General features: G+C 54.9%; 15 protein-coding genes and 3 rRNA genes. 14 read left to right on the top strand and 4 right to left on the bottom strand.

Annotated features, from left to right (window positions below):
* Positions 1 to 414 precede the first annotated feature (414 nt).
* From KGA69_RS04955 to aceK, 8 genes are all read left to right on the top strand, one after another.
* A 16S ribosomal RNA gene (locus KGA69_RS04955) occupies positions 415 to 1,954 on the top strand.
* 198 nt (positions 1,955 to 2,152) lie between these two features.
* Positions 2,153 to 5,058 (top strand): 23S ribosomal RNA (locus tag KGA69_RS04950).
* Between the two features lie 95 nt (positions 5,059 to 5,153).
* Positions 5,154 to 5,269 (top strand): 5S ribosomal RNA (gene rrf / locus KGA69_RS04945).
* Together the 16S, 23S and 5S rRNA genes form the textbook arrangement of a ribosomal RNA operon.
* Positions 5,270 to 5,518: 249 nt before the next feature.
* A complete protein-coding gene (locus KGA69_RS04940; RefSeq protein ID WP_015368803.1) occupies positions 5,519 to 5,908 on the top strand; it encodes a YjaA family stress response protein in 390 nt (129 codons plus the stop codon).
* 126 nt (positions 5,909 to 6,034) lie between these two features.
* Positions 6,035 to 6,964 carry a homoserine O-acetyltransferase MetA gene (gene metA / locus KGA69_RS04935; RefSeq protein ID WP_045396850.1) on the top strand — a complete coding sequence of 310 codons (930 nt, stop codon included), beginning with the start codon at positions 6,035 to 6,037 and terminating at the stop codon, positions 6,962 to 6,964.
* A 260-nt stretch (positions 6,965 to 7,224) separates the two neighbouring features.
* Entirely contained in the window at positions 7,225 to 8,826 is a 1,602-nt protein-coding gene (aceB, locus tag KGA69_RS04930; RefSeq protein WP_063447951.1) for a malate synthase A, read from the top strand.
* 31 nt (positions 8,827 to 8,857) lie between these two features.
* Positions 8,858 to 10,162 carry an isocitrate lyase gene (aceA, locus tag KGA69_RS04925; protein ID WP_213292884.1) on the top strand — a complete coding sequence of 435 codons (1,305 nt, stop codon included), beginning with the start codon at positions 8,858 to 8,860 and terminating at the stop codon, positions 10,160 to 10,162.
* Positions 10,163 to 10,262: 100 nt separating this feature from the next.
* Positions 10,263 to 12,047 (top strand): bifunctional isocitrate dehydrogenase kinase/phosphatase, encoded by a 1,785-nt coding sequence (aceK, locus tag KGA69_RS04920; RefSeq protein ID WP_213292883.1) that lies wholly within the window; start codon positions 10,263 to 10,265, stop codon positions 12,045 to 12,047.
* Between the two features lie 51 nt (positions 12,048 to 12,098).
* Here the strand turns inward: aceK and iclR are convergent, their stop codons facing one another.
* On the bottom strand, positions 12,099 to 12,929 hold the full coding sequence (gene iclR / locus KGA69_RS04915) for a glyoxylate bypass operon transcriptional repressor IclR (RefSeq protein ID WP_045396840.1): 831 nt from the start codon (positions 12,927 to 12,929) through the stop codon (positions 12,099 to 12,101).
* A gap of 195 nt (positions 12,930 to 13,124) precedes the next feature.
* Here iclR and metH point away from each other — a divergent pair, with 195 nt between their 5' ends.
* Positions 13,125 to 16,808, top strand: coding sequence for a methionine synthase (metH, locus tag KGA69_RS04910; RefSeq protein ID WP_213292882.1), 3,684 nt, complete (start codon positions 13,125 to 13,127; stop codon positions 16,806 to 16,808).
* Between the two features lie 130 nt (positions 16,809 to 16,938).
* A complete protein-coding gene (locus tag KGA69_RS04905; protein WP_015368796.1) occupies positions 16,939 to 18,570 on the top strand; it encodes a Na/Pi cotransporter family protein in 1,632 nt (543 codons plus the stop codon).
* Positions 18,571 to 18,640: 70 nt separating this feature from the next.
* Here the strand turns inward: KGA69_RS04905 and pepE are convergent, their stop codons facing one another.
* Positions 18,641 to 19,330: a dipeptidase PepE gene (pepE, locus tag KGA69_RS04900; protein WP_047046472.1), complete on the bottom strand. Its 690-nt coding sequence runs from the start codon at positions 19,328 to 19,330 to the stop codon at positions 18,641 to 18,643.
* 145 nt (positions 19,331 to 19,475) lie between these two features.
* Here pepE and KGA69_RS04895 point away from each other — a divergent pair, with 145 nt between their 5' ends.
* Both KGA69_RS04895 and rluF read left to right on the top strand, forming a co-directional pair.
* The gene (locus KGA69_RS04895; protein ID WP_020079884.1) at positions 19,476 to 19,721 is read left to right on the top strand and encodes a YmjA family protein; all 246 of its coding nucleotides are present in this window, start codon (positions 19,476 to 19,478) and stop codon (positions 19,719 to 19,721) included.
* Positions 19,722 to 19,782: 61 nt separating this feature from the next.
* The gene (gene rluF, locus KGA69_RS04890) at positions 19,783 to 20,658 is read left to right on the top strand and encodes a 23S rRNA pseudouridine(2604) synthase RluF (RefSeq protein ID WP_045396831.1); all 876 of its coding nucleotides are present in this window, start codon (positions 19,783 to 19,785) and stop codon (positions 20,656 to 20,658) included.
* Here the strand turns inward: rluF and KGA69_RS04885 are convergent.
* Positions 20,655 to 20,927 carry a YjbD family protein gene (locus tag KGA69_RS04885; protein WP_213292881.1) on the bottom strand — a complete coding sequence of 91 codons (273 nt, stop codon included), beginning with the start codon at positions 20,925 to 20,927 and terminating at the stop codon, positions 20,655 to 20,657. The two genes, rluF and KGA69_RS04885, sit on opposite strands and share 4 nt — an antisense overlap.
* A 203-nt stretch (positions 20,928 to 21,130) precedes the next feature.
* On the opposite strand from KGA69_RS04885, the gene KGA69_RS04880 reads away from it, so the two are divergent.
* Together KGA69_RS04880 and KGA69_RS04875 are read left to right on the top strand one after the other, a co-directional pair.
* Positions 21,131 to 21,487, top strand: coding sequence for a type II toxin-antitoxin system RelE/ParE family toxin (locus KGA69_RS04880; protein ID WP_045396824.1), 357 nt, complete (start codon positions 21,131 to 21,133; stop codon positions 21,485 to 21,487).
* The gene (locus KGA69_RS04875; protein WP_045396820.1) at positions 21,484 to 21,822 is read left to right on the top strand and encodes a helix-turn-helix domain-containing protein; all 339 of its coding nucleotides are present in this window, start codon (positions 21,484 to 21,486) and stop codon (positions 21,820 to 21,822) included. The genes KGA69_RS04880 and KGA69_RS04875 overlap by 4 nt, the downstream gene beginning before the upstream one ends.
* 37 nt (positions 21,823 to 21,859) lie before the next feature.
* On the opposite strand, the gene panS is transcribed toward KGA69_RS04875, so the two are convergent.
* On the bottom strand, positions 21,860 to 22,789 hold the full coding sequence (gene panS / locus KGA69_RS04870) for a ketopantoate/pantoate/pantothenate transporter PanS (protein WP_045396817.1): 930 nt from the start codon (positions 22,787 to 22,789) through the stop codon (positions 21,860 to 21,862).
* Between the last annotated feature and the right edge of the window lie 15 nt (positions 22,790 to 22,804).

Raw genomic sequence — 22,804 nt, 5'->3', positions numbered from 1 at the left:
CCGTGTGCCTGTGGATAATTCTGTGTGTAAAAGGGTATAAAGCGGGGTTTTGCTGGGGAATGCAGCAGTCAGTCATTTTTCTGCAATTTTTCTATTGCAGGTGCTCGAGAACTCCCTATAATGCGCCTCCATCGACACGGCGGATGTGAATCACTTCACACAAACAGCCGGTTCGGTTGAAGAGAAAAATTCTGAAATTCAGGGTTGACTCTGAAAGAGGAAAGCGTAATATACGCCACCTCGCGACAGAGCGCTAAAGCGCGTCGCAACTGCTCTTTAACAATTTATCAGACAATCTGTGTGGGCACTCAAAGTGACATGGATTCTTAACGTCCTCGGACGAAAAATGAATACCAAGTCTCTGAGTGAACATGCGTAATTCATTACGAAGTTTAATTCACGAGCATCAAACTTAAATTGAAGAGTTTGATCATGGCTCAGATTGAACGCTGGCGGCAGGCCTAACACATGCAAGTCGAGCGGTAGCACAGAGAGCTTGCTCTCGGGTGACGAGCGGCGGACGGGTGAGTAATGTCTGGGAAACTGCCTGATGGAGGGGGATAACTACTGGAAACGGTAGCTAATACCGCATAACGTCGCAAGACCAAAGTGGGGGACCTTCGGGCCTCATGCCATCAGATGTGCCCAGATGGGATTAGCTAGTAGGTGGGGTAATGGCTCACCTAGGCGACGATCCCTAGCTGGTCTGAGAGGATGACCAGCCACACTGGAACTGAGACACGGTCCAGACTCCTACGGGAGGCAGCAGTGGGGAATATTGCACAATGGGCGCAAGCCTGATGCAGCCATGCCGCGTGTATGAAGAAGGCCTTCGGGTTGTAAAGTACTTTCAGCGAGGAGGAAGGCGTTAAGGTTAATAACCTTAGCGATTGACGTTACTCGCAGAAGAAGCACCGGCTAACTCCGTGCCAGCAGCCGCGGTAATACGGAGGGTGCAAGCGTTAATCGGAATTACTGGGCGTAAAGCGCACGCAGGCGGTCTGTCAAGTCGGATGTGAAATCCCCGGGCTCAACCTGGGAACTGCATTCGAAACTGGCAGGCTAGAGTCTTGTAGAGGGGGGTAGAATTCCAGGTGTAGCGGTGAAATGCGTAGAGATCTGGAGGAATACCGGTGGCGAAGGCGGCCCCCTGGACAAAGACTGACGCTCAGGTGCGAAAGCGTGGGGAGCAAACAGGATTAGATACCCTGGTAGTCCACGCCGTAAACGATGTCGACTTGGAGGTTGTGCCCTTGAGGCGTGGCTTCCGGAGCTAACGCGTTAAGTCGACCGCCTGGGGAGTACGGCCGCAAGGTTAAAACTCAAATGAATTGACGGGGGCCCGCACAAGCGGTGGAGCATGTGGTTTAATTCGATGCAACGCGAAGAACCTTACCTACTCTTGACATCCAGAGAACTTAGCAGAGATGCTTTGGTGCCTTCGGGAACTCTGAGACAGGTGCTGCATGGCTGTCGTCAGCTCGTGTTGTGAAATGTTGGGTTAAGTCCCGCAACGAGCGCAACCCTTATCCTTTGTTGCCAGCGGTCCGGCCGGGAACTCAAAGGAGACTGCCAGTGATAAACTGGAGGAAGGTGGGGATGACGTCAAGTCATCATGGCCCTTACGAGTAGGGCTACACACGTGCTACAATGGCATATACAAAGAGAAGCGACCTCGCGAGAGCAAGCGGACCTCATAAAGTATGTCGTAGTCCGGATTGGAGTCTGCAACTCGACTCCATGAAGTCGGAATCGCTAGTAATCGTAGATCAGAATGCTACGGTGAATACGTTCCCGGGCCTTGTACACACCGCCCGTCACACCATGGGAGTGGGTTGCAAAAGAAGTAGGTAGCTTAACCTTCGGGAGGGCGCTTACCACTTTGTGATTCATGACTGGGGTGAAGTCGTAACAAGGTAACCGTAGGGGAACCTGCGGTTGGATCACCTCCTTACCTTAAAGAACCTGCCTTTGTAGTGTCCACACAGATTGTTTGATAAATGATAAATTTCAAAATGTACTGTTAAGTGCATTGTGAAATTTTGCTCTTTAAAAATCTGGATCAAGCTGAAAATTGAAACGACACACAGTTAATGTGTGTTCGAGTCTCTCAAATTTTCGCAATCAGAAGTGAAACATCTTCGGGTTGTGAGGTTAAGCGACTAAGCGTACACGGTGGATGCCCTGGCAGTCAGAGGCGATGAAGGACGTGCTAATCTGCGAAAAGCGTCGGTAAGGTGATATGAACCGTTATAGCCGGCGATGTCCGAATGGGGAAACCCAGTGCAATTCGTTGCACTATCGTTAACTGAATACATAGGTTAACGAGGCGAACCGGGGGAACTGAAACATCTAAGTACCCCGAGGAAAAGAAATCAACCGAGATTCCCCCAGTAGCGGCGAGCGAACGGGGAGCAGCCCAGAGTCTGAATCAGCTTGTGTGTTAGTGGAACGGTCTGGAAAGTCCGACGGTACAGGGTGATAGTCCCGTACACCAAAATGCACAGGCTGTGAACTCGAAGAGTAGGGCGGGACACGTGGTATCCTGTCTGAATATGGGGGGACCATCCTCCAAGGCTAAATACTCCTGACTGACCGATAGTGAACCAGTACCGTGAGGGAAAGGCGAAAAGAACCCCGGCGAGGGGAGTGAAAAAGAACCTGAAACCGTGTACGTACAAGCAGTGGGAGCACCTTTATGGTGTGACTGCGTACCTTTTGTATAATGGGTCAGCGACTTATATTCTGTAGCAAGGTTAACCGTATAGGGGAGCCGCAGGGAAACCGAGTCTTAACTGGGCGTTAAGTTGCAGGGTATAGACCCGAAACCCGGTGATCTAGCCATGGGCAGGTTGAAGGTTGGGTAACACTAACTGGAGGACCGAACCGACTAATGTTGAAAAATTAGCGGATGACTTGTGGCTGGGGGTGAAAGGCCAATCAAACCGGGAGATAGCTGGTTCTCCCCGAAAGCTATTTAGGTAGCGCCTCGTGAACTCATCTTCGGGGGTAGAGCACTGTTTCGGCTAGGGGGTCATCCCGACTTACCAACCCGATGCAAACTACGAATACCGAAGAATGTTATCACGGGAGACACACGGCGGGTGCTAACGTCCGTCGTGAAGAGGGAAACAACCCAGACCGCCAGCTAAGGTCCCAAAGTCACAGTTAAGTGGGAAACGATGTGGGAAGGCACAGACAGCCAGGATGTTGGCTTAGAAGCAGCCATCATTTAAAGAAAGCGTAATAGCTCACTGGTCGAGTCGGCCTGCGCGGAAGATGTAACGGGGCTAAACTGTGCACCGAAGCTGCGGCAGCGACACTATGTGTTGTTGGGTAGGGGAGCGTTCTGTAAGCCTGCGAAGGTGGCCTGTGAGGGTTGCTGGAGGTATCAGAAGTGCGAATGCTGACATAAGTAACGATAATGCGGGTGAAAAGCCCGCACGCCGGAAGACCAAGGGTTCCTGTCCAACGTTAATCGGGGCAGGGTGAGTCGACCCCTAAGGCGAGGCCGAAAGGCGTAGTCGATGGGAAACAGGTTAATATTCCTGTACTTGGTGTTACTGCGAAGGGGGGACGGAGAAGGCTATGTTAGCCGGGCGACGGTTGTCCCGGTTTAAGCATGTAGGCGGAGGTTCCAGGTAAATCCGGTACCTTTTTAACGCTGAGGTGTGATGACGAGGCACTACGGTGCTGAAGTAACAAATGCCCTGCTTCCAGGAAAAGCCTCTAAGCATCAGGTAACATCAAATCGTACCCCAAACCGACACAGGTGGTCAGGTAGAGAATACCAAGGCGCTTGAGAGAACTCGGGTGAAGGAACTAGGCAAAATGGTGCCGTAACTTCGGGAGAAGGCACGCTGATATGTAGGTGAAGCCCCTGCGGGTGGAGCTGAAATCAGTCGAAGATACCAGCTGGCTGCAACTGTTTATTAAAAACACAGCACTGTGCAAACACGAAAGTGGACGTATACGGTGTGACGCCTGCCCGGTGCCGGAAGGTTAATTGATGGGGTTATCCGTAAGGAGAAGCTCTTGATCGAAGCCCCGGTAAACGGCGGCCGTAACTATAACGGTCCTAAGGTAGCGAAATTCCTTGTCGGGTAAGTTCCGACCTGCACGAATGGCGTAATGATGGCCAGGCTGTCTCCACCCGAGACTCAGTGAAATTGAACTCGCTGTGAAGATGCAGTGTACCCGCGGCAAGACGGAAAGACCCCGTGAACCTTTACTATAGCTTGACACTGAACATTGAGCCTTGATGTGTAGGATAGGTGGGAGGCTTTGAAGCGTGGACGCCAGTCTGCGTGGAGCCAACCTTGAAATACCACCCTTTAATGTTTGATGTTCTAACGTTGGCCCCTTATCGGGGTTGCGGACAGTGTCTGGTGGGTAGTTTGACTGGGGCGGTCTCCTCCCAAAGAGTAACGGAGGAGCACGAAGGTTAGCTAATCCTGGTCGGACATCAGGAGGTTAGTGCAATGGCATAAGCTAGCTTGACTGCGAGCGTGACGGCGCGAGCAGGTGCGAAAGCAGGTCATAGTGATCCGGTGGTTCTGAATGGAAGGGCCATCGCTCAACGGATAAAAGGTACTCCGGGGATAACAGGCTGATACCGCCCAAGAGTTCATATCGACGGCGGTGTTTGGCACCTCGATGTCGGCTCATCACATCCTGGGGCTGAAGTAGGTCCCAAGGGTATGGCTGTTCGCCATTTAAAGTGGTACGCGAGCTGGGTTTAGAACGTCGTGAGACAGTTCGGTCCCTATCTGCCGTGGGCGCTGGAGAATTGAGGGGGGCTGCTCCTAGTACGAGAGGACCGGAGTGGACGCATCACTGGTGTTCGGGTTGTCATGCCAATGGCATTGCCCGGTAGCTAAATGCGGAAGAGATAAGTGCTGAAAGCATCTAAGCACGAAACTTGCCCCGAGATGAGTTCTCCCTGAGACTTTAAGTCTCCTGAAGGAACGTTAAAGACGATGACGTTGATAGGTCGGGTGTGTAAGCGTAGCGATACGTTGAGCTAACCGATACTAATGAACCGTGAGGCTTAACCTTACAACGCCGAAGCTGTTTTGGCGGATTTGAGATGATTTTCAGCGTGATACAGATTAATCAGTGCGTCATATGACGGGCTGGTAAAACAGAATTTGCCTGGCGGCGATAGCGCGGTGGTCCCACCTGACCCCATGCCGAACTCAGAAGTGAAACGCCGTAGCGCCGATGGTAGTGTGGGGTCTCCCCATGTGAGAGTAGGGAACTGCCAGGCATCAAATAGAACGAAAGGCTCGGTCGAAAGACTGGGCCTTTTGTTTTTGTGTTTTGCGGCCAGACGCGCCGCCATCACCCCCGGTGGCGCTGCGCTTACCGGGGCTACAGGCCCGTAGCCCGGAAAAGGTGCGCAGCGCCGCCTCCGGGGAAATCCCACGCCCTATTCCGAAACTTGATACGGAGCGTCTAAAGTCTCCTGTCAGCTGTTATTATCCTCTCAGGATCTTGCTGAAACAGGAAAGGACGCGTGACCATCTTATATATCTCGTTGTATAAAAATCGAATGACCGTACGCAACCTCGATGATAGCCGCGAATACAGTGGCAGCGGGGCATTTAGCAATCAACGTCTCCTCGTGGCACAGTTTTTTGCCGCGCATGACGTCTTATATCCCCTGATCCAACAACAAAAAGGCGAAAACTGGCTGGCGCGTTTGCTGAAAAGAAAGCGCTTTCGCATTCTGGTCGATGCCATGGAGTTAAATGAAGGAGGGTTATCACAAGTCGAAGAGCGCGCAATAATGGAAATGGTTGCCAGCGCCGTATCAATGCGTTACCGCCAGCTTGAAGTTCGCTGCAGCAGCCATGTACGCAACGATGTTGAAGTTCGTGCGTTGCTGGCTAATTCCACGTCCTGACGGCTGTTGTCGATATTGAAACTTTCTCACCTTACGCTTGCAGACTCGACATTTTGCTTATTCCTGGTTATTGTCAGCTATCTGGATGTCTAAACGTTTATACGTATGTAATGAGGTGATACAGCTATGCCAATTCGGGTGCAGGACGAGCTACCGGCCGTCAATTTCTTGCGCGATGAAAACGTCTTCGTGATGACCACATCGCGTGCTACAACTCAGGAAATCCGCCCGCTGAAGGTGTTAATTCTCAATCTGATGCCAAAGAAGATCGAGACGGAGAATCAGTTTCTGCGGCTGCTGTCGAACTCGCCGCTGCAGGTTGATATCCAGCTGCTACGCATCGATGCGCGTGAATCACGTAATACGCCGACGGAGCACCTGAACAACTTTTACTGCAACTTCGACGATATTCGCGAACAGAATTTCGATGGTTTGATTGTTACCGGCGCGCCGTTAGGGCTGGTCGAGTTTAACGATGTTGCCTACTGGCCGCAGATTAAACAGGTACTGGAGTGGGCAAAGGATCACGTCACGTCAACGTTATTTGTCTGTTGGGCGGTACAGGCCGCGTTAAATATTCTGTATGGCATCCCCAAGCAAACTCGTACCGAAAAGATCTCTGGCGTTTATGAACACCATATTTTGCACCCGCATGCGCTGCTGACTCGCGGGTTTGATGACACCTTCCTTGCGCCTCATTCGCGCTATGCCGACTTCCCGGCCGGGCTGATTCGGGACTACACCGACCTCGACATTCTCGCCGAAACCGAAGATGGCGATGCCTATCTGTTCGCCAGCAAAGATAAGCGCATCGCTTTTGTGACGGGTCATCCTGAATACGATCCGCATACCCTGGCAAGTGAATACTTCCGCGATCTGGAGGCAGGTTTAGCGCCACAGCTTCCGGACAACTACTTCCCGAATAATGATCCAAATAATAAACCGCGGGCGACCTGGCGCAGCCATGGCAATCTCCTGTTTGCCAACTGGCTTAACTATTACGTCTACCAAATCACACCATACGATCTGCGTCATATGAATCCAACGCTGGATTAATCTACCAGCGCGTACGATCCTAAAGCGTTTCAGCATCTCGCCTCAGGCACCTTCGGGTGCCTTTTTTATTTCCGAAAATAACTTCCCCTTCTATTTTAACTTTAATTCTTTTGTTATCAGTATGTTGATGCAATATTAAATTAAAAATGGAAATTGTTTTTGATTTTGAAAAATTCTTGAGTAGTCTTAATTGTGCTGAGCGAAAAGCAAACAACGATCTTTCGCTCGCGCTACCAGGATCAACCAAGAGGAGCTGCACAATGACGCAACAGGCGACAATGACCGATGAACTGGCATTCAGCCAGCCTTATGGCGAGCAGGAGAAGCAAATTCTGACTGCGGAAGCGGTGGAGTTCCTGACGGAACTGGTGAGCCGTTTTACGCCTGAGCGTAATCAACTGTTGGCAGCGCGCGTCCAGCAACAGCAGGCCATTGATGGCGGCAAGCTTCCTGATTTTATTTCGGAAACAGCTTCCATTCGTAATGACGACTGGAAAATACGCGGTATTCCGGCCGATTTACAGGATCGCCGCGTTGAAATCACCGGTCCTGTTGAACGCAAGATGGTGATTAATGCCCTGAATGCTAACGTCAAAGTCTTTATGGCCGATTTCGAAGACTCGCTGGCGCCGGATTGGCACAAAGTGATTGATGGCCAAATCAACCTGCGCGATGCGGTCAACGGCACCATCAGCTACACCAACGAAGCAGGGAAAATTTATCAGCTACAGCCCGACCCGGCGGTACTGGTCTGCCGCGTTCGCGGCCTGCATCTGCCGGAAAAGCACGTCACCTGGCAGGGTGAGGCGATACCCGGCAGTCTGTTCGATTTTGCGCTCTATTTCTTCCACAACTACCAGGCGCTGCTAGCGAAAGGGAGCGGCCCCTATTTCTATCTGCCGAAGACCCAGGCCTGGCAGGAAGCGGCATGGTGGAGCAAAGTCTTCAGCTTTACCGAGGATCGCTTTGAACTGCCGCGCGGCACCATTAAGGCCACGCTGCTGATTGAAACGCTGCCGGCGGTGTTCCAGATGGATGAAATCCTGCATGCGCTGCGCGACCACATTGTTGGCCTGAACTGCGGGCGCTGGGACTATATCTTCAGCTATATCAAGACGCTGAAAAACCACCCAGACCGCGTCCTGCCGGATCGCCAGGTGGTGACGATGGATAAGCCCTTCCTCAGCGCCTATTCACGCCTGCTGATTAAGACCTGCCATAAACGCGGCGCCTTCGCGATGGGCGGTATGGCGGCCTTTATCCCGAGCAAAGACGCCGAGCGCAATCGTCAGGTGCTGAATAAAGTCACCGCCGATAAAGAGCTGGAGGCCAACAATGGCCACGATGGCACCTGGATTGCGCATCCGGGACTGGCGGATACGGCGATGGGCGTCTTTAACCGCGTACTGGGCGAACATCCTAACCAGCTGTTTGTTACCCGCAATGACGACGCGCCGATTACCGCCGAGCAGCTGCTGGCTCCCTGCGAGGGCGAGCGCACCGAAGCCGGCATGCGCGCTAATATCCGCGTGGCGGTGCAGTACATCGAGGCCTGGATCTCCGGCAACGGCTGCGTACCGATTTACGGCCTGATGGAAGATGCGGCGACGGCTGAGATTTCGCGTACCTCTATCTGGCAGTGGATCCATCACCAGAAAACCCTGAACGACGGCACACCGGTTACCAAGGCGCTGTTCCGCCAGTGGCTGGCTGAAGAGCTGATGGTGATTCAGGAAGAGTTGGGGGAACACCGCTTCAGCCACGGTCGCTTTGACGATGCGGCGCGACTGATGGAGCAAATCACCACTTCCGACGAACTGATCGACTTCTTGACGTTGCCAGGTTACCGCCTGCTGGCGTAATTCACCCCATCACAATATGGAGCATCTGCACATGAAAACCCGTACCCAACAAATCGAAGAATTAAACAAAGAGTGGACGAACCCGCGCTGGGAAGGCATTACCCGCCCATATAGCGCGGAAGAGGTGGTGAAGTTACGCGGCTCGGTGAACCCGGAATGCACGCTGGCGCAGCTTGGCGCGGCGAAAATGTGGCGTCTGCTGCATGGTGAAGCGAAAAAGGGTTATATCAACAGCCTTGGCGCGTTAACCGGCGGCCAGGCGCTGCAGCAGGCGAAGGCGGGCATTGAAGCCATCTACTTGTCTGGCTGGCAGGTCGCCGCCGACGCCAACCTGGCCTCCAGTATGTACCCGGATCAATCGTTATACCCGGCTAACTCGGTGCCGTCGGTAGTTGATCGGATCAACAATACCTTCCGTCGCGCCGATCAGATCCAGTGGGCGGCGGGGATTGAGCCGAACGATCCGCGTTTTATCGACTATTTCCTGCCGATCGTCGCCGATGCGGAAGCCGGTTTTGGCGGCGTGCTGAACGCCTTTGAGCTGATGAAATCGATGATTGCGACCGGTGCAGCGGCCGTGCATTTCGAAGACCAGCTGGCGTCGGTGAAGAAGTGCGGACATATGGGCGGCAAGGTGCTGGTGCCGACGCAAGAGGCGATTCAGAAGCTGGTCGCCGCGCGTCTGGCGGCGGATGTGATGGGGGTACCGACGCTGCTTATCGCTCGTACCGACGCCGATGCTGCTGACCTGATTACCTCGGATTGCGATCCATACGATCGCGAGTTTATCTCCGGCGATCGCACCAGCGAAGGTTTCTATCGCACCCATGCCGGAATCGAACAGGCAATCAGCCGCGGCCTGGCCTACGCGCCTTATGCCGATCTGGTATGGTGTGAAACCTCTAAACCGGACATTGAACAGGCACGCCGTTTCGCCGAGGCGATCCACGCCCGCTTCCCGGGCAAGCTGCTGGCCTATAACTGCTCGCCATCCTTTAACTGGAAGAAAAATCTCGACGATAAAACCATCGCCAGCTTCCAGCAGCAGCTGTCGGATATGGGCTATAAATTCCAGTTCATTACCCTGGCGGGTATCCACAGCATGTGGTTCAACATGTTCGACCTGGCTCACGCCTACGCGCAGGGCGAAGGCATGCGTCACTACGTCGAAAAGGTTCAGCAGCCGGAGTTTGCCGCCGGGCCGGAAGGCTACACCTTCGTCTCGCATCAGCAGGAGGTGGGCACCGGGTACTTCGACAAAGTGACCACCATTATCCAGGGGGGGACCTCGTCGGTAACGGCGCTGACCGGCTCGACCGAAGAATCGCAGTTTTAAGCAATGCCCGGTGGCGCTGCGCTTACCGGGCCTACAAAGGTGTAGGCCGGATAAGCTAACGCGCCATCCGGCATGATGTTGTGCCGGATGGGGGAAAGCGATGACGCGTGGCCTGGAACTACTGATTGCCCAAACCATTTTACAGGGATTCGACGCCCAGTACGGGCGTTTTCTGGAAGTCACTTCCGGCGCACAGCAGCGCTTCGAACAAGCGGACTGGCACGCCGTGCAGCAGGCGATGAAGCAGCGTATCCACCTCTACGATCACCACGTGGGTCTGGTGGTAGAACAGCTGCGCTGTATTACCGAAGGGAAAAGTACCGACGTCGATTTTCTTCTGCGGGTGAAACAGCAGTACACCCAACTTTTGCCGGATTACCCTCGCTTTGAAATTGCGGAGAGCTTTTTCAACTCGGTCTACTGCAGACTGTTTGACCACCGCTCGCTGACCCCCGAGCGGCTCTTTATTTTTAGCTCCCAGCCGGAACGTCGTTTTCGCACGATTTCGCGACCGCTGGCGAAGGATTTTTATCCCGAACGCGGCTGGGAATACCTGATGCATAACCTGCTTGCCGATTTGCCGCTGCGCCTGCCGTGGCAAAACAAAGGGCGTGATATCGGTTATATCGTCAGTCATTTACGTGAAGCTCTCGGTGGAGAACTGTTATCGCAGTCGTATCTGCAGGTGGCGAATGAGCTGTTTTATCGTAATAAAGCCGCCTGGCTGGTGGGTAAACTGGTTACGCCGATGGCGACGCTGCCGTTCCTGCTGCCGATACATCGTAGCGATGACGGAGAGCTATTTGTTGATACCTGCCTGACGACCCACGCCGAGGCGAGTATCGTCTTTGGTTTCGCCCGCTCCTATTTCATGGTCTACGCGCCGCTGCCCGCGGCGCTGGTTGAATGGCTGCGCGAGATTCTGCCGGGAAAAACTACCGCCGAGCTGTATATGGCGATTGGCTGTCAGAAGCATGCTAAAACAGAAAGTTATCGCGAGTATCTGCACTATGTTACCCGCAGCGATGAGCAGTTTATCGAAGCGCCGGGCATCCGTGGGATGGTGATGTTGGTATTTACCCTGCCGGGATTCGACCGGGTATTTAAGGTGATTAAAGACCGCTTTGCGCCGCAAAAAGAGATGACCGCCGCCCACGTCCGCGCCTGCTATCAGCTGGTCAAAGAACACGACCGCGTCGGGCGGATGGCGGATACCCAGGAGTTTGAAAACTTCGTGCTCGATAAGCGGCAAATCGCGCCCGAGCTGATGGCGCTGTTGCAGGCGGAAGCGGGGAATAAGTTGACCGACCTCGGCGATCGCATTGCCATCAGCCATCTTTATATTGAACGAAGGATGGTGCCGCTTAATATCTGGCTGGAGCAGGTGGAAGGCCAGGCGCTACGCGACGCGGTAGAAGAGTACGGGAATGCTATTCGCCAACTGGCGGCCGCCAATATCTTCCCCGGCGACATGCTGTTTAAAAACTTCGGCGTCACGCGCCATGGGCGGGTGGTATTCTACGATTATGATGAAATTTGCTACATGACCGAGGTGAATTTCCGCGATATTCCGCCGCCGCGCTATCCGGAAGATGAGCTGGCCAGTGAACCCTGGTATAGCGTGTCCCCGGGCGATGTCTTCCCGGAAGAGTTCCGCCACTGGCTGTGCGCCGATCCGCGGATCGGACCGCTACTGGAGGAGATGCACGCCGATTTACTGCGTGCCGATTACTGGCGTGAACTGCAGACGCGCATTAAAAACGGGCATGTGGAAGATGTGTTCGCTTACCGGCGTAAGCAGCGTTTTAGCGTGCGCTATGGCGCCGACAGTAGGCCGGATAAGGCGTTTACGCCGCCATCCGGCAAGGTGCGCCGATCTGCCTGATGGCGCTACGCTTATCAGGCCTACTCAAAATGCCCCTTTGGGGCATTTTTATTATTTAACCCCGCCGTACGCCAGCGTGACTTCTTTTGCAGCCTTAATAACCAATGCGCCAAGCTCGGTCACCCGATCGTCGGTCATGCGTGAAATTGGCCCGGAGATGGAGATAGCGGCGAACGGCTCGCGGTGTTCGTCGTAAATACAGGAGGCGATACAGCGCAGCCCCAGCGCATGTTCTTCATCATCAAATGAATAGCCGCGTTTACGCGTCTGGGCCAAATCCTCTTTCAAATGTACCGGAGAAACCAGGGTGGCGTGAGTGTAAGCATGCAGCCCTTTCCGATGTAGCAGCGTGGTGACTTCTTCTTCACTCAACTGCGCCAGAAACGCTTTTCCGGCGCCTGACGCGTGCATCGGCAGTTTACCGCCAATCGGCGCCGACATGCGCATCAGCTGTGTACATTGCACCTGGTCGATGATAATCGCCTGATGATCGCTTTTATCCAGCACCGCCAGGTTGACCGTTTCGCCGGAATCTTCCATCAGCTGGCGCAGGATAGGATGGACAATGGCCAGCAGATTGCGGCTTTGCAGGAAGCTGCTGCCGACGACAAACGCATGCGCGCCGATCGCCCAGTGCCCCAGCTCGCCGACCTGGCGCACAAAACCTAGCTGCTGCATGGTGGTGAGCAGACGATGGGTCGTGGAGTTAGGTAGCCCCGCCTGCTGCGCCAGTTCGGTGAGCGCGACGCTGCTATGCGATTCAGAAATCCATTCAAGCAGTTTCAGACCGCGGGTAAGCGACTGAACTTGCCCGCCAGCCTGTGCGGCAGGGGCGGCAGCAGCGGGTTTTCTGCCGCGTTTGGCGGGAACCGGGGTAGCCATGATGAACTCCTTTTTTCTGTATCGTGGAAATGATTTTCGTTTTATTTGGCGATAATGCAATCACAACCAGACTGATCGGAGGAGTGAAGTTGAACTTGTCTCATGTTGCTGCAGGTTTCCTTTTCCAGCAGGGTGGTTTATGCCAGTATGGTTTGTTGGCTTTTTGGTCTGAGTTGAGCGCTGTCGGGAGTCTGTGTGAGTAACAAAGTAGAACAATTACATCAGCAGTTAAAAGAACGCATTCTGGTTCTGGACGGGGGCATGGGCACCATGATCCAGGGCTATCGTCTGAGTGAGCAGGATTTCCGCGGCGAGCGCTTTGCCGATTGGCCGTGCGACCTGAAAGGCAATAACGACCTGCTGGTCCTCAGCAAGCCTGAGGTTATTCGCGAGATCCACGACGCTTATTTCGCCGCCGGCGCGGACATTATCGAGACCAACACCTTCAACTCGACAACCATCGCGATGGCGGATTACCAGATGGAATCCCTGTCGGCGGAAATCAACTTTGCCGCCGCAAAACTGGCCCGCGCCAGCGCCGACGCGTGGACCGCGCGTACGCCGGAAAAACCGCGCTATGTGGCGGGGGTGCTTGGGCCGACCAACCGCACCGCTTCTATTTCTCCGGACGTCAACGATCCGGCCTTTCGGAATATCACGTTCGATCAGCTGGTGGCCGCCTATCGTGAATCCACCAAAGCGCTGGTGGAAGGCGGCTCGGACCTGATTCTGATTGAAACGGTCTTTGACACCCTGAACGCCAAAGCGGCGATTTTCGCGGTAAAAGAAGAATTTGAGGCGCTCGGCGTCGAGCTGCCGATTATGATTTCCGGCACTATCACCGATGCCTCCGGACGTACACTGTCCGGGCAGACGACCGAAGCGTTCTATAATTCGCTGCGCCACGCCGATGCCCTGACCTTCGGCTTAAACTGCGCGCTGGGGCCGGATGAGCTGCGCCAGTACGTGCAGGAGCTTTCGCGGATCGCCGAGTGTTACGTTACCGCGCACCCGAACGCCGGCCTGCCGAACGCCTTCGGTGAATATGATTTGGATGCCGATACCATGGCGGCGCAGATTCGCGAATGGGCGCAGGCTGGTTTCCTTAATATCGTCGGCGGCTGCTGCGGCACCACCCCGGAACATATCGCCGCCATGAGCCGGGCGGTAGAAGGCTTACCGCCGCGCCAGCTGCCGGAACTGCCGGTCGCCTGCCGTCTGTCTGGCCTGGAGCCGCTGAACATCGGCGATGATAGTTTGTTCGTCAACGTGGGTGAGCGGACCAACGTCACCGGCTCCGCTAAATTTAAGCGCTTAATCAAAGAAGAGAAATACAGCGAAGCGCTGGACGTGGCGCGTCAGCAGGTGGAAAGCGGCGCGCAGATTATCGATATCAACATGGATGAGGGGATGCTCGATGCCGAAGCGGCGATGGTGCGTTTCCTCAACCTGATAGCGGGTGAACCGGATATTGCCCGCGTGCCGATTATGATCGACTCCTCCAAGTGGGAAGTCATCGAAAAAGGGCTCAAGTGCATTCAGGGCAAGGGCATCGTTAACTCGATCTCGATGAAAGAGGGCGTCGAACCCTTTATTCATCACGCTAAGCTGGTTCGCCGCTACGGCGCGGCAATGGTGGTCATGGCCTTTGATGAAGTAGGCCAGGCCGATACCCGCGAGCGCAAAATCGAAATTTGCCGCCGCGCCTACAAAATCCTCACCGAAGAGGTCGGCTTCCCGCCGGAAGATATCATCTTCGACCCTAACATTTTTGCCGTCGCTACCGGTATTGAAGAGCACAACAACTACGCTCAGGACTTTATCGGCGCCTGTGAAGACATCAAACGCGAGCTGCCGCATGCGCTGATTTCCGGCGGCGTCTCCAACGTGTCGTTCTCGTTCCGCGGTAACGATCCGGTACGTGAAGCGATCCACGCCGTCTTCCTCTACTACGCTATCCGCAACGGTATGGATATGGGCATCGTCAATGCCGGCCAGCTGGCAATATACGACGATCTGCCTGGCGAGCTGCGCGATGCGGTCGAAGATGTAATTCTTAACCGCCGCGAAGACAGTACCGAAAGATTACTTGAGCTGGCGGAAAAATATCGCGGCAGCAAAGCGGACGATAGCACGAACGCTCAGCAGGCGGAATGGCGCAGCTGGGACGTGAAAAAGCGTCTTGAATACTCGCTGGTCAAAGGCATTACCGAATTTATCGAGCAGGATACTGAAGAGGCGCGCCAGCAGGCCGAACGCCCAATCGAGGTGATTGAAGGGCCGCTGATGGATGGCATGAACGTCGTCGGCGACCTGTTCGGTGAAGGCAAAATGTTCCTGCCGCAGGTAGTAAAATCCGCGCGGGTGATGAAACAGGCGGTGGCCTACCTCGAACCTTACATCGAAGCTAGCAAAGAACAGGGCTCCAGCAACGGTAAGATGGTGATCGCCACCGTGAAAGGCGATGTGCACGATATTGGTAAAAACATCGTCGGCGTAGTGCTGCAGTGCAACAACTACGAAATTATCGATCTCGGCGTGATGGTGCCGGCAGAGAAAATCCTGCGTACCGCGCGCGAAGAAAACGCCGATCTGATTGGCCTCTCCGGGCTTATCACGCCGTCGCTGGACGAAATGGTCAACGTGGCTAAAGAGATGGAGCGTCAGGGCTTCACTATCCCGCTGCTGATTGGCGGAGCGACGACCTCGAAAGCCCATACCGCGGTGAAAATCGAGCAGAACTACAGTGGCCCGACGGTTTACGTGCAGAACGCCTCGCGTACCGTAGGAGTGGTTTCAGCCCTGCTGTCGGCAACCCAGCGCGATGATTTTGTCGCCCGTACCCGTAAAGAGTATGAAACCGTGCGAATCCAGCACGGGCGTAAAAAACCGCGCACGCCGCCGGTGACTCTGCAGGCGGCGCGGGAAAACGATCTGGCGTTTGACTGGGAGAGCTACACTCCGCCGGTGGCCCATCGTCTGGGCGTGCAGGAGGTGGAAGCCAGCATCGAAACGCTGCGTAACTACATCGACTGGACGCCGTTCTTTATGACCTGGTCGCTGGCGGGCAAATATCCGCGTATCCTGGAAGATGAAGTGGTGGGTGAAGAGGCGCAGCGCCTGTTTAAAGACGCCAACGATTTGTTGGATAAACTCAGCGCCGAAAAAACGCTAAACCCGCGCGGCGTGGTCGGGCTGTTCCCGGCTAACCGCGTTGGCGACGATGTGGAAATCTATCGTGATGAAACCCGTACCCACGTGCTAACGGTCAGCCATCACCTGCGCCAGCAAACCGAGAAGGTCGGCTTCGCGAACTACTGCCTCGCCGATTTTGTCGCGCCGAAGCAGAGCGGTAAAGCGGACTACATCGGGGCTTTCGCGGTAACCGGCGGGCTGGAAGAAGACGCGCTGGCGGAAGCCTATGAAGCGCAGCACGACGACTATAACAAGATCATGGTTAAGGCCATCGCCGACCGTCTGGCGGAAGCCTTCGCCGAGTATCTGCATGAGAAAGTGCGTAAGGTTTACTGGGGCTATGCGGCCAATGAGAACCTCAGCAATGAAGAGCTGATCCGCGAAAATTACCAGGGGATCCGCCCGGCGCCCGGTTATCCGGCCTGCCCGGAACACACCGAGAAAGCGACCATCTGGGAACTGTTGGATGTGGAAGCGCATACCGGCATGAAGCTCACCGAGTCCTTCGCCATGTGGCCTGGCGCATCGGTTTCCGGCTGGTACTTCAGCCATCCTGATAGTAAGTACTTCGCCGTAGCGCAGATCCAGCGCGACCAGGTGGAAGATTACGCCCTGCGTAAAGGGATGACGGCGGCGGAAGTTGAGCGTTGGCTTGCACCTAACCTCGGCTATGATGCTGACTAACGAAATATGTTTCGTTACAACAAACAGGGCGCTCTTTGAGCGCCTTGTCTCTTTATTGAAGTTAACCCCTTATACTGAAGGGAGGTTTAAACCTCAGGAACACTTATAACGATAAGGAGAAGCTGATTCTGTGTTAACGCTGTTACACCTACTTTCCGCCGTAGCCCTACTGGTGTGGGGTACCCATATTGTGCGCACCGGCGTGATGCGCGTCTTTGGCGCGCGCCTGCGTACCGTGCTCAGCAGCAGCGTGGAGAAAAAACCGCTCGCCTTCTGCGCGGGGATTGGCGTCACCGCGCTGGTGCAGAGCAGCAATGCCACCACCATGCTGGTGACGTCGTTTGTTGCTCAGGATCTGGTCGCGCTGGCGCCAGCGCTGGTTATGGTGCTGGGTGCGGATGTGGGGACGGCGCTGATGGCGAGGGTACTGACCTTCGACCTCTCCTGGCTATCGCCGCTGCTGATATTTATCGGCGTTATTTTCTTCCTCGGCCGTAAACAGACCCGCGCGGGTCAGCTTGGGCGGGTCGGTATCGGCCTTGGACTTATCCTGCTGGCGCTGGAGCTCATCGTCCAGGCGGTGCATCCGATTACCCAGGCCAACGGTGTACAGGTGATTTTCGCCTCGCTGACCGGCGATATCATGCTGGATGCGCTGATTGGCGCCGTGTTCGCCATTATCAGTTACTCCAGCCTGGCGGCCGTGCTGCTGACCGCAACGTTAACCGGCACCGGGGTGATCTCTTTCCCGGTGGCGCTATGCCTGGTCATCGGCGCTAACCTCGGCTCAGGCCTGCTGGCGATGCTCAACAACAGCGGCGCCAATGCGGCGGCGCGGCGCGTGGCGCTCGGCAGCCTGCTGTTCAAGCTGGTGGGGAGCTTGATAATTTTGCCATTTGTGCACGTACTGGCTGATGTCATGCACAAATTGCCGCTGGAAGAGTCGGAGCTGGTTATCTACTTCCACGTCTTCTACAACCTGATCCGCTGCGTGGCGATGGTGCCGTTCGCCGGGCCGATGGCGAACCTGTGTAAGCGCCTGATCCGCGATGAGCCGGAGCTGGATAACCATCTCAAGCCGAAGCATCTGGATCCCTCGGCGCTGGATACGCCGGCGCTGGCGTTGGCCAATGCCGCCCGTGAGACCTTGCGTATCGGCGACGCCATGGAGCAGATGCTGGAAAGCCTGCGCAAGGTGATGCACGGCGAGCCGCGCGAAGAGAAAGAGCTGCGGCGGATGGCGGACGATATCAACGTGCTGTATACGGCTATCAAGCTCTACCTGGCGCGGATGCCGAAGGACGAGCTGGCGGAAGAGGAGTCTCGCCGCTGGGCGGAAATTATCGAGATGTCGCTCAACCTGGAGCAGGCGTCTGACATCGTCGAGCGAATGGGCAGCGAGATCGCCGATAAATCACTGGCGGCGCGGCGCGCATTTTCCGTCGAGGGGCTAAAAGAGCTGGATGCGTTATACGAGCTGCTGCTCAGTAACCTGCAGCTGGCAATGTCGGTCTTCTTTTCCGGCGACGTGCCGAGCGCCCGTCGGTTGCGCCGCAGTAAGCACCGTTTTCGTATTCTTAACCGCCGTTACTCGCATGCGCATGTTGACCGCCTGCATCAGCAAAACGTGCAGAGTATCGAAACCAGTACGTTGCATCTGGCGCTGTTGGGCGATATGAAGCGTCTGAACTCGTTGTTCTGCGCTGTTGCCTATAGCGTGATGGAGCAGCCGGATGAAGACGACGAGCGGGATGATTATTAGCAGGATTTACGCTGGGTAGCCCGGATAAGGCGCAACGCGCCGCTATCCGGGTAATGTTCGTCAAACTAGTCTAGAAACGGTGGCCCGCGGCCAGGGTTACCGCTTCTTCTCCCGCTTTGAACAACAGCGTCGGGTTCGGGCCGCCGAGCGTGGCGTGTCCGTCGCTGACCTGAATCCAGTTCCCCTCCGGCAGGCCAATCACCGTTAATTCCGGCGCCACGACCAGCAATTCGCGAATACGTTGCTCACGGGTCTCACCCTGATGCCCGGTCGGCAGCGCGTTAGTGAAGTGCGGGTTAATCTGCAGCGGGAACAGCCCTAACGCGTCAAACCCCTGAGGATCGACAATCGGCATATCGTTGGTGGTACGAATGGTCGGGCAGGCGAGGTTAGAACCCGCGCTCCAGCCGATATACAACGCCCCGCGTTTGACGACATCGACAATCGGCGCCAGCAGCCCGCGGCTGCGACACTCTTTCAGAAGCTGGAAGGTGTTCCCGCCGCCGACGATGACCATCTCGGTACTTTCAATGGCGGCGATAGGGTCGGCGACGCTGTGAATACCGGTCACGCTGACGCCCATGGGCGCCATGACTGCGGCGGCTTTGGCGGTGTAATCATCCCAGCTTTGCGTCACCCCGGCGAAGGGAATAAATACCGCCGAGCGGCGGCCTTTGACCTGGCCGGCAATCAGCGGCAGCGCATGTTCCATCCAGGCTTTGCCCGGTAGCGTTGAGTTACTCAGTAACAGCAGTTCCATCTTTTCATCCTGTGTAAGCATGTCATTTGACGCAGATTCTATCATTGGCCCGGCCTTGAGGCGCTGATATGGCTCACGGTGCAGGCAAGCTGAATGTTATTATCGGGGCCGAAAGCGCAGATGCTAACCACCCCGGAGACGACCTATGAACAATGAAATACCGCTGAAATATTATGACATCGTGGATGAGTACTCGACGGAGTGCGCGGAAGCGGTAAAAGAGTCCGAGCGCGATTGTCTGGCGCATTACTTCCAACTGCTGATTACGCGCTTAATGAATAATGAGGAGATCAGCGAGGAAGCGCAGCAGGAGATGGCCCGTGAAGCAGGCATTGCCGAACAGCGTATCGACGATATCGCCAATTTCCTCAATCAATGGGGTAATGAATAACGTCATCCCTGTTTTTTATCGCCAGTAAGGTGAGGTATATTTCGCTGTCAAAGGAGAAACTATGCTGACCGACTCATCTACTCGATTAAATAAATACATCAGCGAAAGCGGGATTTGCTCGCGTCGCGAAGCGGACCGCTTTATTGAACAAGGCAACGTCTTTATCAACGGTAAGCGCGCCGCCATTGGCGATCAGGTGAAGCCGGGCGATGTGGTGAAAGTCAACGGTCAGCTGATTGAGCCGCGAGAAGCCGATGATTTGGTGTTGATTGCGCTGAATAAGCCGGTGGGTATCGTCAGCACTACCGAAGATGGCGAGCGCGATAATATCGTCGACTTCGTGAACCACAGTAAACGCGTGTTCCCGATTGGCCGTCTCGATAAAGACTCTCAGGGGTTAATTTTCCTGACCAACCATGGCGATCTGGTGAACAAAATCCTGCGCGCCGGCAACGATCATGAAAAAGAGTATCTGGTCACCGTCGATAAGCCGGTTACCGATGAGTTTATTCGTGGAATGGGCGCGGGAGTGCCGATTCTCGGTACCGTGACCAAAAAATGTAAGGTCAAGAAAGAAGCGCCTTTCGTGTTCCGCATCACGCTGGTTCAGGGGTTAAACCGCCAGATCCGTCGCATGTGCGAGCATTTCGGCTATGAAGTCATGAAGCTGGAGCGGACGCGCATTATGAACGTTAGCCTGACGGGCATTCCGCTGGGCGAGTGGCGCGATTTAACCGATGATGAGCTGATCGATCTTTTCAAGCTGATTGAAAACTCCTCTTCCGAAGCGAAGCCAAAAGCTAAACCGAAGGCCAAAGCGGCGACCGCCGGCATCAAGCGCCCGGTGGTGAAGATGGAAAAAACCAACGAGAAAGGCCGCCCGGCCTCGAACGGTAAACGTTTCGCTCAGCCGGGACGTAAAAAGAAAGGCCGCTAACGCCTGCCGCGGGTCGGCGTATTCGCCGACCACGAAAATGTCGCTTCTTTGTCTACTTTGTAAGCCTGCTGCTTTTTCACCTGGCGGGCTTTCTTCGCTTCCGCTTCGCGCAGCGCCATCAGCTTATCGATATATTCCTTTTTCACGCTGTTCGTTTCCGCATTGCTCAGCGGGCGGCCGTGCGCGATACGCGCGCGGTCCAGCAGCGTCTTCAATTCGCGCTGTTCGCGCTCGGTCATCTCGTTTTGTGTAATGCGGGGGAGTGCCATGGTGGTGCCCTCAATCAGACCAGAGAGTCCAGTGTACGGCAATCGGCGCAAAATAGAACTAATCCGGAAAATGCCTCGCAGAATATTTGCTGAGTGGGTGACCGATGACGTTGTCTGGATTAGCGTAGCAGCATGGTTTATGTGGTCATCCGCAAACTTATTTTTGCGCGATTTGTGTATAAAATTTTATACAAGGATGTGGTATGTTGAATCAGGGGCAAAGTTTACGAAGTATTGTCTGGATGGGGTCTTCCTTTGATGATTTGCGCCAATTTCCTGAGGAGGTCCGCCGGGATGCCGGTTTCCAGCTTTACCGTTTACAGGCGGGGTTAGAAGCTGCTGATTGGAAAGCGATGCCTCAGTTGGGGAGATGTGTGGAGGAAATACGGTTACGCCATTATTCCGGCGCTTATCGGGTGATTTACCTGGCTCGTTTTGAGGCAGAGGTTTACGTCCTGCACTGTTTTAACAAAAAAACTCGACGTACCGCCGAACATGAAAAACAAATTGTCAGAAGCCGTTTGCAGCTTATACCGCAGGAACACAGGAGTCGTAAATGAATCGTAAGACAGTGGATGGCATCCGTCACGTGACGACAGCAGAGACGAATATTTTCAGTGAACTCGGCTTTGATGACTGTGAAGCGGAGCGGTTAAGGACGCAAGCGGAACAAGAAGTCGAACAACTGATGCTCCTGAAGCGGCAACTCATGCAGGAAATTGCTGAGTGGATAGATGAAAATCAATTGAAGCAAGCGGATGCCGCAGCGAAGTTGAATATTTCACGCCCGCGTATTTCAGATGTGGTAAACCAGAAAACCAGTAAGTTTACCCTTGATGCATTGGTCATGATGTTAATGAAGTTAGGCAAGCCGGTGAGTTTACTGGTGGGATAAACCAAACGTCCGGGCATATGGCCCGGACGTATACCGATTAGCTCTGGTTGCCTTTTTTGGTCGTCGGCTTACCGGACCAGTAACCTGCCAGCAGCGAGCCGGAAAGGTTATGCCATACCGAGAACAGCGCGCCGGGCAGGGCGGCCAGCGGGCCGAAGTAGATTTTCCCGAGGGCCGCGGCGAGGCCAGAGTTCTGCATACCCACTTCGATCGCCAGGGTGCGGCAGGTGGATTCATCAAAACCGAACAGGCGCCCGCCCCAGTAGCCGCCGAGCAGGCCGATGGCGTTATGCAGGATCACCGCCACGATAACCACCAGCCCCACCGAAGCGATATGCGATGCGGAACCGGCGACCACGGCGCTGATAATCGCCAGAATGCACAGCATGGAGAAGGCGGGAAGGAAGGGTTCCACCGCCTTTACCACTTTTGGCAACAGGTGATGGACAATCAGACCGAGGCCGATTGGGATCACCACGATTTGCAGGATGCTTAGCAGCATGCCCATCACATCGACCTGAATGTGCGCATCAACGTACAGGCGCGTCAGCAGCGGCGTGGCGACCACGCCAACCAGTGTCGAAACGGAAGAGATGGTTACCGACAGCGCGACATCGCCTTTCGCCAGATAGATCATGACGTTGGAAGCGGTTCCGCTGGCGACGCTGCCGACCAGCACCATCCCGGCGGAGAGCTCTGGCGGCATGTGGAACAGCAGCGCCAGTACCCAGGCGGCGAGCGGCATCACCAGGTAATGCAGAAAAATTCCCGCTGCGACCGGCGCAGGTCGTGACAGCACGCGCTTGAAATCGTCCAGCTTCAAATGGACGCCCATGCCAAACATAATCAGCATCAGCAGCGTGGTGACCCACGGGCCGATAGGGGTAAAAGTGGTTGGCGTGTAATAAGCCAATACGGAGAGCAGCAGCGCCCATAACGGGAACAGCCGCGTAAGCGTGGCGAGCATAGTGTATTCCTTGCG

Origin of the sequence: Klebsiella sp. A52 (genome assembly GCF_018388785.1) — a bacterium.
GTDB lineage: Bacteria > Pseudomonadota > Gammaproteobacteria > Enterobacterales > Enterobacteriaceae > Klebsiella > Klebsiella aerogenes.
Note: the sequence above shows the minus strand (reverse complement) of the source record. Positions and strands in the feature narration are given on the sequence as shown.

What these genes read in the sequence shown, in the direction of transcription:
- metA (WP_045396850.1), top strand. Translation starts at nt 6,035, where the DNA reads ATGCCAATTCGGGTGCAGGACGAGCTACCGGCCGTCAATTTCTTGCGC.
- aceB (WP_063447951.1), top strand. Translation starts at nt 7,225, where the DNA reads ATGACGCAACAGGCGACAATGACCGATGAACTGGCATTCAGCCAGCCT.
- aceA (WP_213292884.1), top strand. Translation starts at nt 8,858, where the DNA reads ATGAAAACCCGTACCCAACAAATCGAAGAATTAAACAAAGAGTGGACG.
- aceK (WP_213292883.1), top strand. Translation starts at nt 10,263, where the DNA reads ATGACGCGTGGCCTGGAACTACTGATTGCCCAAACCATTTTACAGGGA.
- iclR (WP_045396840.1), bottom strand. Translation starts at nt 12,929, where the DNA reads ATGGCTACCCCGGTTCCCGCCAAACGCGGCAGAAAACCCGCTGCTGCC.
- pepE (WP_047046472.1), bottom strand. Translation starts at nt 19,330, where the DNA reads ATGGAACTGCTGTTACTGAGTAACTCAACGCTACCGGGCAAAGCCTGG.
- KGA69_RS04895 (WP_020079884.1), top strand. Translation starts at nt 19,476, where the DNA reads ATGAACAATGAAATACCGCTGAAATATTATGACATCGTGGATGAGTAC.
- rluF (WP_045396831.1), top strand. Translation starts at nt 19,783, where the DNA reads ATGCTGACCGACTCATCTACTCGATTAAATAAATACATCAGCGAAAGC.
- KGA69_RS04885 (WP_213292881.1), bottom strand. Translation starts at nt 20,927, where the DNA reads ATGGCACTCCCCCGCATTACACAAAACGAGATGACCGAGCGCGAACAG.
- KGA69_RS04880 (WP_045396824.1), top strand. Translation starts at nt 21,131, where the DNA reads ATGTTGAATCAGGGGCAAAGTTTACGAAGTATTGTCTGGATGGGGTCT.
- KGA69_RS04875 (WP_045396820.1), top strand. Translation starts at nt 21,484, where the DNA reads ATGAATCGTAAGACAGTGGATGGCATCCGTCACGTGACGACAGCAGAG.
- panS (WP_045396817.1), bottom strand. Translation starts at nt 22,789, where the DNA reads ATGCTCGCCACGCTTACGCGGCTGTTCCCGTTATGGGCGCTGCTGCTC.